The following is an 11,857-nucleotide window of genomic DNA, read 5'->3' on the forward strand; positions in this document are numbered from 1 at the left end:
ACGTAAATTTTCAGGACGCCTGCTTCTGCTCAGCACTGCGATTCCTCAGCCCCTTCCATGAACTACCTTATTACCGGTTCCGCAGGATTTATTGGATCACACCTCTCCACCACCCTCTTAGCACAAGGACATCGCGTCATTGGGATTGATGATCTGAATGATTACTATTCTGTTACCCAAAAGCAAGAAAATATAACGCAGCTCAAAGAATTTTCTGAATACTCCTTTCTTCAATGCGACATTCGTAAACCAGAAGAAATAAAAACATTTCTGCAAAAATATTCACAACCAATTGACGCCATTATTCACCTTGCCGCTCGGGCGGGAGTGCGGCCTTCAATTGCGAAACCAACCCTTTATACTGATGTAAATGTAAATGGCACTGTGCAAATGCTTGAGCTTGCTCGGGTTTTTCAAATCCCTAAATTTATTTTTGCCTCCTCCTCTTCGGTCTACGGTAATCAAGAAAAAACCCCTTTTAGTGAAACAGATGCTGTTGATACACCGATATCACCTTATGCGGCAACAAAGCGAGCTGGTGAATTACTTAGCTACACTTATCATGCATTGCACGGCATGAGTGTGGCCTGTCTACGCTTTTTTACCGTATATGGACCAAAAGGACGGCCGGATATGGCGCCCTACCTCTTCGTTGATAAAGTGCATCGTGGCGAAGCTATTACAAAATTTGGCAACGGAGAAACGCGCCGAGATTACACCTATATTGAGGATATTATCTCTGGAATTCTCGCAAGTCTACAAGCTGATATTGGTTACGAAATTATTAATCTAGGTAACTCTCATACGATCTCATTAAATGAATTTATCGCAACAGTAGAACGAGTAACTGGAAAAACGGCTATTGTTGACCAACAGGGTCCCCAGCCGGGTGATGTGCAACAAACTTTTGCGGATATTACGAAAGCAAAAAAACTGCTTGGTTACGATCCAAGCACCGCAATCGAAAGCGGTCTCCAACATTTTTATGAATGGTATAAACGTTATCGCGTATGAATGAAATAACAACCACTAAAGCATTTTTTTCAGTCGTCGTACCGGTCTATAACGAAGTCGAGGCTGTGGCTAGTCTTCATGCTGAGATTCTTCAGATCATGCAGACGATGCAAAAACCTTTTGAGATTATCTTTGTAGACGACGGAAGCAGAGACGGCACATTTGAAAAATTACAATCTCTACATCCGATTACGATTATCCGTTTGCGAAAAAACTTTGGACAGACCGCTGCACTGGACGCTGGTTTTAAACATGCTCAAGGGGAAATTATTTTTACCCTGGACGGTGATGGACAAAATGATCCAGCAGACATACCTGGACTTTATGCGAAGATTGAAGAGGGGTATGATGTGGTTTCTGGGTGGAGAAAAAACCGAAAAGACACTTTTTCGAAGCGCTTTTTGTCTCGTGGAGCAAACTTCCTTCGCGGATTTCTAGTAGCAGATAAAATTAAAGACTCTGGCTGCACGCTCAAAGCATATCGAAGAGAATGCTTCGAGGACTTGGACCTCTTCGGTGAAATTCATCGTTTCATACCGGCAATTCTAGCGTGGAAAGGTTTCCGCATCGGCGAAATAGTCGTTAATCATCGCGCTCGAACCACTGGCCGAACAAAATACAACTGGCGCCGCGTGATAAAAGGTTTTGTCGATATGGTAAGCGTCTGGTTTTGGCGAAAATACTCTAGCCGTCCTCTCCATCTTTTTGGCGGTCTTGGCATATTGGCTGGAGCCGCTGGTCTCGTCTTAGGACTTTACCTTGCCATTGCTCGACTAATGGGAATTATCTCACTCCAAAACAGCATCTGGCCATTGATTTCTGTTTTTCTGATCCTAGCTGGCATCCAATTATTTATTTCTGGACTCCTGGGTGATATTGCTATCAAGACTTACTACAACGGCAAACGGCAAATCTACACCATACGTTCAATTACCACATCGCGTAGAGAAAATTCATGAGTCGAATACTGTTACTTAATTACGAGTTTCCACCTCTTGGTGGTGGCGCTAGTCCACTTAGCTACGAGCTAGCTCGAGGATTTGTGCAAAATGGCCATTCAGTCACTGTTGTCACAATGGGCTATAAAACCCTCCCTCGATATGAAGAAAAAGACGGTATGCGGATCTTTCGACTCCGTTCAGTTCGAGCAAAAAAAGAGATATGTACGCCATGGGAACAATTCACATTCATCATCTCCGCTTTTTTCTTTTTCACAAACCATTTAAAAAAAGAAAAATATGACGTTAATCATACGCATTTTTTAATACCTAGTGGAATTATTTCATGGTGGCTCAAAAAAAAATATCAATTGCCTTATGTCGTTACCAGTCACGGTAGTGATGTTCCTGGCTTCAACGATGATAGATTTAAGCTTCTTCACAAATTTACCGGCCCAATACTCCGCTTGGTAAGCAATAATAGTGATAAAATTATTGTTCCCTCAAAATATCTAGGAACCCTCATTGAAAAGAATATTAATTCTGCATTACATAGTAAAATTTATTACATTCCTAACGGCATAGATGAAAAGAAGTTTGTGCCACAAGAAAAGAAAAAAATCATTCTTTCCACTGGACGATTATTACCAAGAAAAGGTTTTCAGTATTTGATAAATGCAATGGCAAAAGAAAACTTGGGATATGAATTACACATTGCTGGTGATGGTCCTATGATGACAGAACTTCAAAAGCTAGCAAGTAACGCAAAAAGTAAAATAGTTTTTCATGGTTGGCTTGATAATCTTAGCCACGAATACAAAGAACTTCTTGAATCCGCTGCCATTTATAGTTTGGTTTCACCTAAGGAAAACGCAAGTGTCGCCTTACTTGAGGCGATGAGCGCGGGCTGCGCTATAATCACCAGCAGTTCGGGTGGAGCAGCAGAAACAATGGGTGAGGCCGGTATTACCATAGAAGCAAAAAACCAAACAAGTATCAATGAAGCGCTGCGTCATCTCACCACCTCCAGTGAAGAGATTCAACGCTTAGGTCAACTTGCCCGCAAACGCGTGCTTGAAAAATTTAGCTGGACAACTGTATTTCATCAATATAATCAACTATTCACACCTTACGGAGTTAAACTATGAAAAAGATAAAACTGCTATTCATCCTTGCCTGGCGAAATCTGCGTTGGACTTTTATTAAAGCAATTCACCTAAATGGCCAAATATCCGTACAAGTGTATGGAAAGAAAATTGTTCTCTATCTTAATCGTGTTGGATTAGACATCAAGGAGAATAATATTTTTAAACAGCTCGCTTTAGATCATAATCGCGAAGCTGAGGCCTCTAAGGTAATGCTAGACTTTATCGAGCCTGGAGACGAAATTTTTGAAGCCGGCGCAAATATTGGCTACTACGTTTTACTTGAAGCGAGTCGACTACAAGGCCAAGGTAAAATTTACGCAATTGAGCCAGATCCTAGTAACTACGAGCTACTTAAAAAAAATGTGGAGTTAAATGAACTGCAAAATTATGTTGATGTCCGTAAACTATCGGTCAGCGATAAAGTCGGTCACTCAGAATTTTTCCTAAGTAAGGATTCTAACCTGCACAGCTTCCTTCCGAGCGAAAATGATGAAGAGAGAACCTCAATTATGGTAGAGACAACTACCATTGATGCCTTCTTAGCAGATAAACCAAAGGTTAACTTTATCCGAATGGACATAGAAGGCTATGAATGTCGAGTTATTTATGGGATGAAACAATTCCTTGCTAAGCCTGGCCCTTTAAAACTTTTTATTGAGCTGCATCCAAAGCTGGTTTCAAGGGAAGAAATGTTGAATTTGCTTACCATTTTGGAAGAAAGCGGTTTCACTATACATAAAGCAATCTCGCGAGATAACTATCTTCGGAAGCAGCTAGGACAAACCACTGTTGAGGAAATGACTATGGCTGAATTAAAGAGCGATCCGCGCTTGCTGGAAGAAAAACGCTCATTTGAAATGTTTTTCATAAAAAAATAACATGACCCAGGATGCTCAAAAACATCCCCTACTCACTGTCTGTATAGTTCACTACAGAAGGCTTGAGCAGCTCCAAAAAACAATAGATGCTCTTTTTCAAAATACCCGTACTGCATTTCTTCTCCGTGTGTATAACAACGGATACGAGGATGATGGAATCAGGGAGTATCTAGATGGTATTAATCAGCGTAGCGATACTACGGTTATCTTTGACACAAAAAATATCGGCTGCTCCCCTGCTCGACACGAAATTGTAAAAAATATTGAGACACCCTTCATCCTCATGCTTGATGATGACATGTATGTAAATAAAGATTGGGACGTCCCCGTATTTAAAAAATTTGCAGAAAATCCTACGATTGGCGCTATTGGATTTTCAATTTATAAAATTGATGGGAGCTTCTGGTGGACAGGTGGACGCAATATTATTCTATCAAAAAAAGAAATTAAAATAGAGCGACCTCATATCGATCCAGAAAAATCAGACCTTGATTTTATAGAGCTTGATGATGTTGCCGCGGGGGCAATGATTTATCGAAAAGAACTTGAGGATATTATCGTTTGGGACAAGAATTATTTTATCGGCTTTGAGGATCTGGAGAAAGGTCTACATTTAAAACAGAGCAAATATTCCTGTCTCGTCTCAATTCAAAGTAAATTTATCCACGACAAAATATCTGAGAAACAGGAATACGCTGCTTATAACAATGCACGACGAAATTACCACGCCTACCGGAGAAGTTATCTACATTTTCTAAAGGAAAATAGATATCGTCTTGATTTGAAGCGCCATCTTTTCTACAAATATGTTTGTCTTCTTCCGAATAACATTCTGCAGAAGTTGGTATATACTTGGTTAAGCATAAAAAAGAAGGGTTAGTATGAAAGAAATTCTACAGAAGCTTCAGGTGATTTTGCCACCAGGTGATAAGAAAAAAATCTTTGGCATTTTTGTTTTAATGCTCATTGCAGCGATTTTAGAAGTTATCGGGATTAGTCTAATTCTTGCATTCATTTCAACGGTTTCTAATCCTGATACTCTTTTTCAAATCACCTGGCTTGCCCCAATACTACAACGTGCAAATATTACGGATGCAAAAGGCTTACTTACCTACGGGTCGATTCTTCTCATTGTGCTCTTTGTTTTAAAAAATGCCTATATTATTTCGTTTCAGTATATCCAATCGCATTTCGTTTATCGCAGATTCAGCGCAATATCATCTCGGCTCTTTAATTCATACATGCGGGCGCCTTATATTTATCACCTTAATAATAATTCAGCTCGCCTTGTGCGTAATGTAACTGGAGAAACCACCTTACTCGTACACTACATCATGCTCCCCTTGCTGGTGGTGGTCATGGAATCAATCATGATCATTAGTATTAGTATCTTTCTTTTTGCGGTTGAGCCACTCAATACACTCATAGTGCTTTTCTTTGTCGGATCAAGTGGTATTTTTTTCCTTCGCTTAGTCAAAAAAAAGATTCAACACTTCGGATCTGAATCTCTGATTGAACGAGAAACTATGATTCGTCGCGTGAATGAAGGTGTTGGTGGTATAAAGGAAATACTCGTAAAGAATCGACAATCTTGGTTTATTAATGCGTTTACTCAATCGATCCATACTTACGCTAAAGCTGAAACATACAAAAACATTTTTAAGATGAGCGCCCGGCCCGTTATTGAAACCGTTGCGGTGGCAGGCATGCTTTTAGTCGCCTTAGTACTCGTGTGGCAAGGACGTGGTGTAGAGTCGATCTTACCAGTACTAAGTCTCTTCGGCGTTGCCACATTTAAACTTATGCCCTCTTTAGATAAGGTTGTGAGTAATAGTAATGTGATTCGTTATTACACTTATACGCTAAACTCAATCCATGATGATATTGCTGAGTTGAGTAAAATTGAAACTCCAATACACACAAACTCTGACAATAAAAAGATTTCCATCTCATCGACCTTAAGTCTTCAAAAGGTATATTTTCGCTACCCAGGCAGTGAGAAACAAGTGCTGCAAGATGTTAGTCTCACTATTCCAAAAGGTGCGGCAATCGGATTTGTTGGCCCTTCTGGAGCTGGAAAAAGCACCATAGTGGATATTATCCTCGGACTACTGTCAATTGATTCGGGGCAAATCCTCGTTGATGGAAAAGATATAAAAAATACTATGGCAGCCTGGCAAAAAAATATCGGCTATATCCCGCAAACTATTTTCCTGGCTGATAATACTATTCGTAATAATATCGCCTTCGGACTAAACGACAATGAAATTAATGATGCACAGGTTTCTCGTGCTATTAAAATGGCACAGCTAGAAGAGTTCATTGCCTCCCTACCGCAAGGAGTGAACACAATGGTTGGTGAACGAGGTGTTCGCTTAAGCGGTGGACAGAGACAGCGCATCGGTATTGCCCGAGCGCTTTATCATGACCCAGAGGTCTTAGTAATGGATGAGGCGACATCCTCGCTTGATAATCAAACTGAAAAATATATTATTGATGCAATTGAAAACCTCAAACGGGATAGAACCATTATCATCGTGGCGCATCGTCTCAGTACAGTAGAGAATTGTGATAACTTGTTTTTCATCGAAAAAGGACACATAAAAGATTCTGGGACTTACTCACATATCATTCAACAAAACAGCGAGTTACTCGTAAATGAAAAAAGGTAAGAATATGAACACATTTAATGAAGAGTTAAATATATCAATAAAAAAGAATTTTCCTAATAATTATCAAGATAATGTTCTTCAAATACGGTTTAAAAAAAAGAAATTCAAAGTCTGGTTATTAGAAATATTATCGGATTTCACATACAGAATTGGATTGTTCAATCTAATTCTCAAAAGAAAAAAAATACTAATCGACAGTTTTCATTATCTTTATGATCGACTTAGCGACGACTATTCTAGAGAACTGTTAATACAAGTACTCACGTTCAGATTGTTGGGAAGTCGTAAAGTAAAGCTCCCGCTAAATGACGGTAACTACTTTAAGAGGATTGAAGACATTGAAAAAAGCGTTGCTAATAAAGACGATTTTCTCTCACCAAACTTTTTAGACTGGAAATTATTTTTGTTTGATCTTGAGCAATATGGATATAAGGGAAAAGCATACTCGATAAGCCCAAGCATTTTTAGTAGCTTTGTACAGCCGCAATACCAATATAATGGCACACTTATTGCAGCTAAGCCAGGCGACGTTGTTATTGATGCTGGAGCGTGTTGGGGCGAAACGGCTATGTATTTCGCTGAAAGGGTTAAAGAAAATGGAAAAGTGTACAGTTTTGAATTCCTACCTGAAAACCTCGAGGTAATGAGAAAAAACCTTTCTCTAAACCCAGAATATGCAAAACAAATTACCATGGTGGAAAAACCCGTATGGTCGAAAAGCAACGAGCCTATAACCTGCAACAACCTTGGTCCAGGAAACAAAGTTATTACTGGTGTAGATGAAGCATCAACTACTTATCATACAATCTCAATTGATGATTTTGCTGAACAAAATACACTTGAAAACGTTAACTTTATTAAAATGGATATAGAGGGATCAGAGCTCGAGGCATTAAAAGGTGCTGAAAATGTAATAAAAAAATTTCGGCCTGTGTTGTCTATTTGCGTCTACCATAAACCAAGTGATTGCAAGCACATTCCTGCCTATATTGAAAGCTTAAACTTGGGCTATAAGTTTTATTTTGACCACTATTCAATCTACGGTGAAGAAAGTGTACTCTTTGCGAAAGTCGAAAACTAATATGCAGAGCTCAAACCAACAACCAATTTATGTAACTAAACCAGCACTCCCGCCACTTGAAGAATTTACTGCTGAGCTAAAAACGATATGGGAGAATCGAGTGCTAACAAATAATGGACCATTCCATCAACAATTTGAACTAGCCCTCGCTAAACATCTGGATGTTCCATTTGTATCTGTATTTAGCAATGGAACACTTGCTTTGATGACTGCACTGCAATCACTTGATATCCAAGGTGAAGTTATTACTACCCCATTTAGCTTTGTCGCAACAACGCATGCACTTTGGTGGAACAAAATAACTCCAATATTTGCTGATATTGAATCAACTCATTTTACACTTGATCCTAATAAAACTGAGGAACTTATTACACCTCAAACAAGCGCGATCATGCCTGTGCACATTTATGGTTACCCATGCAGGACAAAGGAAATCGACATGATAGCAAAAAAGCATAATCTCAAGGTCATTTACGACGCCGCCCACGCCTTTGATGTGAAGCAAGATGGTATTTCTGTATTAAATGCTGGCGACCTTTCTGTCCTAAGCTTTCATGCGACGAAAGTTTTTAATACAATTGAGGGTGGTGCGATCATTTCCCATAGTGAAGAAATGAAAAATAGGATTGATCACCTAAAAAACTTTGGCTTTGAAGATGAGACAATAATAATTGGTCCCGGCATTAATGCCAAAATGAACGAAGTGCAAGCTGCATATGGACTACTTCAACTAAAATATGTTGCTAAATATATAGAAGCCAGAAAAAGAATTGTAGAAAAATATCGTCTAGCACTATCTGATATACCTGGCTTGCATTTCTTAGAAGACCAGGAAGGCGTACAAAATAATTACGCCTACTTCCCGATTGTTATTGATACAGAACATTGTATTCATACGCGAGATTATATTTATGAGGAATTAAAAAAAGACAATATTTTTTCTCGTAGATATTTTTATCCACTCATAAGTAAAATTCCACTCTACGAAAATCTGGCGACAACTAAAGCAGCGCAGCTTCCGGTTGCATCTAAAATTAGCGAACAGGTTCTTTGTCTACCCTTATACCATGATTTAAGTGATAGTGATTTTACACGCATCATTAGCAGTCTTAAAAGAATGCTTACATAGGAATCCATTCAGATGAAAATAGCAATCATGCAGCCCTATTTTTTCCCTTATATCGGATATTTTCAGCTGATGAATGCTGTAGATGAATTTGTGGTTTACGACAACATTCAATATACCAAGAAGGGGTGGATCAATCGTAACCGTATCCTCCTCAATGGAAAAATTGAAACTATTTCTCTAGCGATAAAGAAAGATTCTGATTATCTCGATATACGCGACCGTTGCTTAGCTGATAATTGGATAAAGGAACGAAGTAGTATATTAAACAGACTCAAATCCTCTTATCAGAAAGCCCCTTACTTCATTCCTACATATACTCTGGTTGAAAAGATACTCAAACAAGATTCGGTCAATCTTTTTGAATTTCTTTTTAACAGCCTGCAACTCATCAAAGAATATCTCCACATCCCCACCCCTCTTATCATTTCCTCTCAGGTTCCAGTCGACCATACGCTAAAATCAAGCGAGCGCGTATTGGCTATTTGCAAAGCACTCCAAGCAAATCAATATATTAATCCAATTGGTGGAACAGAATTATATACAAAAGAGCATTTCCTTAAAAATGGCGTTGCGCTCCAATTTCTCCGAACTCAAGCACATCATTACCAACAGTTTAATAAAGAACATGTACCCTATCTCTCTATTATAGATGTTATGATGTTTAATAGTCAGGAAGCGCTAAAGGACTTACTCCAAGAATACATTCTCGAATAATAATCCCATATGCCCGCTCAAATAGATAAAAAAATTCGCGTACTCCTCTTCCCGGCTGGCTCAGAAATTGCTTTTGAAATTTATCACTCGCTTCGTCATAACCTCCACGTAGAAATATTTGGAGCTTCGGGAAAGTCTGATCACGCGAGCTACTTATATGATTCCGAGCATTACTTCGAGGGTCCATATCAAATCTCCGACGAAAAATTTAATGACCACTTCACCGAGTTATTAAAAGAGCAAAAAATCGATATGGTCATGCCAACACATGACTCAGTAACTGAATTTTTGGCAAAACACCGGGATAAATATCCAGCAAAAATTTTGACTTCTCCATACGAAAGCACAAGGATAGCTCGACAGAAGATCCTCACCTACGAGCTTTTTCAAGCTTATGATTTCCTGCCAAAGCAGTATTTACCGCCATATCAGAATCTTGAGTATCCTATTTTCCTCAAGCCAAATCAGGGACAAGGCGGGAAAGGCACTTGTTTAGTTCATACATATGAAGAGCTGCAGGAACAAACCAGTAAGCAACCTGACTTAGTTGCTTACGAATATTTACCAGGCGAGGAGCTGAGTGTTGATTGTTTTACCGATCGACATGGCCAGTTGCGTTTTATTGGACCAAGGACTAGAGCAAGAATTGATTTTGGCATTTCCTTTAGGACAGAGTCTCGTCCGGTCACTCAGGATATTCAGACAATTGCCGAAACAATAAATACAAAGGTTGCTATTCGAGGCGCGTGGTTTTTTCAAGTAAAAAAAGATAGCACAGGTAAATATAAACTCATGGAATTTGCAGTTCGCCAGGCAAGTACTATGGGTCTTTATCGTCAAATTGGAGTTAATTTTGCCTTACTCACGATATTCGACGCGCTCGACATCGATGTAAAGATTCTAAAAAATGACTATCCTATCACGCTTGATCGCAGAATGCTAAACCGATATAAAGCTGATTTCACTTACACAAAAGTATACATTGATTTCGATGATACAATTATCATCAATGAAAAAATTAACATTATCGCACTGCAGTTTCTCTATCAATGTAAATATGCTCATAAGAAAATTTGTCTTCTCACAAAACATGAGTTCGATCTCGATGAGACATTACAGAAATACTGCCTTGCAAAAAATCTATTTGACGAGATTGTGATTTTACATCCTGGAGAGGACAAGACTGATCACATCGTTGCCGACGATGCAATTTTTATTGATAACTACTTTTTTGATAGAGAAAAAGTAAAGCAGCGTCACAATATTCCTGTATTTGATGTAGACGCCATCGAGAGTTTATTACTTAATACATAAGGCATGTTCCGCTGGAAGAAACTAGGAAAAGTATTTGACCCAACACAAAACGGAAATGATGCGTGGATGCAGACTTTTGCTCAAGCTCCTGCCACTTTAGTTTTTGATTCTTTTGTTCGAGTATATTTTTCTTGTCGGCCACTTCCGGACAAAAATGGTCAAGCGACAAGCTATGCCGGCTTTGTTGATCTTGATCGAAAAAACCTTTTTAATATTCTTAGGATCTCAAAAAAACCCGTGCTTCCGCTTGGAGAAATTGGTAGTTTTGACGAGTTTGGTATTATGCCCATCTCAGTCATTCGAGATAAGCATCGATTACTCGCTTACTATGGCGGATGGACTCGATGCGTTTCCGTTCCATTCAATATCGCTATTGGTCTGGCTGAAAGTAAGGACAATGGGGAAACTTTTGAAAAAATTGGCCCTGGACCCGTACTCTCGTATAGCCCTGATGAGCCGTTCTTAGTTGCGGTTCCTAAAATTAGGAAATTTCAAAATCGCTGGTTTCTCTGGTATACCGCCGGGACTCATTGGAGAAAAGTAAATGGAAAGACTGAGGCGGTTTATGGCATCCGGATGGCTACATCAACTGACGGCGTTACATGGAAAAAAGAGCATCGAAAAATTATTCCAAACGTTTTAGGTGAGAACGAGGCGCAAGCAAGCGCTGACGTTTATTTTGCTAACGACATCTATCACATGTTTTTTTGCTATCGGCATACTTCTGATTTTCGTACAAATAAAGATCGGGCTTATCGGATTGGCTATGCTTACTCTCAGGATGGATTTCATTGGCAGCGTGACGATTCACGGGTAGGCATCGACATATCGACTGAAGGATGGGATTCAGAAATGATCTCTTTTCCTCATATTTTTTCACTGGACGGAAAAACCTACATGCTCTACTTGGGAAATAACTTTGGTCGAGAAGGGTTTGGAATTGCTGAACTTGAAGGGAGTTTACAATAA

11 protein-coding genes are annotated in these 11,857 nt (G+C 39.2%); all 11 read left to right on the forward strand.

The window, feature by feature from the left end:
- The first annotated feature begins 57 nt into the window (after positions 1 to 57).
- From H6760_02270 to H6760_02320, 11 genes are read left to right on the forward strand one after another with little or no spacing between them, the layout of a single operon-like run.
- Complete coding sequence (locus tag H6760_02270; protein ID USN53972.1) at positions 58 to 1,014, forward strand: SDR family NAD(P)-dependent oxidoreductase; 957 nt, start codon at positions 58 to 60, stop codon at positions 1,012 to 1,014.
- A complete protein-coding gene (locus H6760_02275; protein ID USN53973.1) occupies positions 1,011 to 1,973 on the forward strand; it encodes a glycosyltransferase in 963 nt (320 codons plus the stop codon). The genes H6760_02270 and H6760_02275 overlap by 4 nt, the downstream gene beginning before the upstream one ends.
- Positions 1,970 to 3,100 (forward strand): glycosyltransferase family 4 protein, encoded by a 1,131-nt coding sequence (locus tag H6760_02280; protein ID USN53974.1) that lies wholly within the window; start codon positions 1,970 to 1,972, stop codon positions 3,098 to 3,100. Before H6760_02275 ends, H6760_02280 begins: the two co-directional genes overlap by 4 nt.
- Positions 3,097 to 3,978, forward strand: a complete 882-nt coding sequence (locus tag H6760_02285; GenBank protein ID USN53975.1) for an FkbM family methyltransferase — start codon at positions 3,097 to 3,099, stop codon at positions 3,976 to 3,978. Before H6760_02280 ends, H6760_02285 begins: the two co-directional genes overlap by 4 nt.
- A 1-nt stretch (position 3,979) precedes the next feature.
- Positions 3,980 to 4,858 (forward strand): glycosyltransferase family 2 protein, encoded by an 879-nt coding sequence (locus tag H6760_02290; protein ID USN53976.1) that lies wholly within the window; start codon positions 3,980 to 3,982, stop codon positions 4,856 to 4,858.
- Position 4,859: 1 nt separating this feature from the next.
- A complete protein-coding gene (locus tag H6760_02295; protein ID USN53977.1) occupies positions 4,860 to 6,650 on the forward strand; it encodes an ABC transporter ATP-binding protein in 1,791 nt (596 codons plus the stop codon).
- A gap of 4 nt (positions 6,651 to 6,654) precedes the next feature.
- Positions 6,655 to 7,731, forward strand: coding sequence for an FkbM family methyltransferase (locus tag H6760_02300; protein USN53978.1), 1,077 nt, complete (start codon positions 6,655 to 6,657; stop codon positions 7,729 to 7,731).
- A 1-nt stretch (position 7,732) separates the two neighbouring features.
- Positions 7,733 to 8,860: a DegT/DnrJ/EryC1/StrS family aminotransferase gene (locus tag H6760_02305; GenBank protein ID USN53979.1), complete on the forward strand. Its 1,128-nt coding sequence runs from the start codon at positions 7,733 to 7,735 to the stop codon at positions 8,858 to 8,860.
- Between the two features lie 12 nt (positions 8,861 to 8,872).
- Positions 8,873 to 9,574 carry a WbqC family protein gene (locus H6760_02310; GenBank protein USN53980.1) on the forward strand — a complete coding sequence of 234 codons (702 nt, stop codon included), beginning with the start codon at positions 8,873 to 8,875 and terminating at the stop codon, positions 9,572 to 9,574.
- Between the two features lie 9 nt (positions 9,575 to 9,583).
- Positions 9,584 to 10,888 (forward strand): ATP-grasp domain-containing protein, encoded by a 1,305-nt coding sequence (locus tag H6760_02315; protein ID USN53981.1) that lies wholly within the window; start codon positions 9,584 to 9,586, stop codon positions 10,886 to 10,888.
- A 3-nt stretch (positions 10,889 to 10,891) separates the two neighbouring features.
- Positions 10,892 to 11,857, forward strand: coding sequence for an exo-alpha-sialidase (locus tag H6760_02320; protein ID USN53982.1), 966 nt, complete (start codon positions 10,892 to 10,894; stop codon positions 11,855 to 11,857).

This window comes from Candidatus Nomurabacteria bacterium (assembly GCA_023898465.1).
Classification (GTDB): Bacteria; Patescibacteriota; Patescibacteriia; order HK-STAS-PATE-3; family HK-STAS-PATE-3; genus HK-STAS-PATE-3.

Bases quoted from the DNA above. Each gene is read 5' to 3' on its own strand.
- H6760_02285 (USN53975.1), top strand. From the start codon at position 3,097: ATGAAAAAGATAAAACTGCTATTCATCCTTGCCTGGCGAAATCTGCGT.
- H6760_02305 (USN53979.1), top strand. From the start codon at position 7,733: ATGCAGAGCTCAAACCAACAACCAATTTATGTAACTAAACCAGCACTC.
- H6760_02315 (USN53981.1), top strand. From the start codon at position 9,584: ATGCCCGCTCAAATAGATAAAAAAATTCGCGTACTCCTCTTCCCGGCT.
- H6760_02275 (USN53973.1), top strand. From the start codon at position 1,011: ATGAATGAAATAACAACCACTAAAGCATTTTTTTCAGTCGTCGTACCG.
- H6760_02295 (USN53977.1), top strand. From the start codon at position 4,860: ATGAAAGAAATTCTACAGAAGCTTCAGGTGATTTTGCCACCAGGTGAT.
- H6760_02300 (USN53978.1), top strand. From the start codon at position 6,655: ATGAACACATTTAATGAAGAGTTAAATATATCAATAAAAAAGAATTTT.
- H6760_02270 (USN53972.1), top strand. From the start codon at position 58: ATGAACTACCTTATTACCGGTTCCGCAGGATTTATTGGATCACACCTC.
- H6760_02290 (USN53976.1), top strand. From the start codon at position 3,980: ATGACCCAGGATGCTCAAAAACATCCCCTACTCACTGTCTGTATAGTT.
- H6760_02280 (USN53974.1), top strand. From the start codon at position 1,970: ATGAGTCGAATACTGTTACTTAATTACGAGTTTCCACCTCTTGGTGGT.
- H6760_02310 (USN53980.1), top strand. From the start codon at position 8,873: ATGAAAATAGCAATCATGCAGCCCTATTTTTTCCCTTATATCGGATAT.
- H6760_02320 (USN53982.1), top strand. From the start codon at position 10,892: ATGTTCCGCTGGAAGAAACTAGGAAAAGTATTTGACCCAACACAAAAC.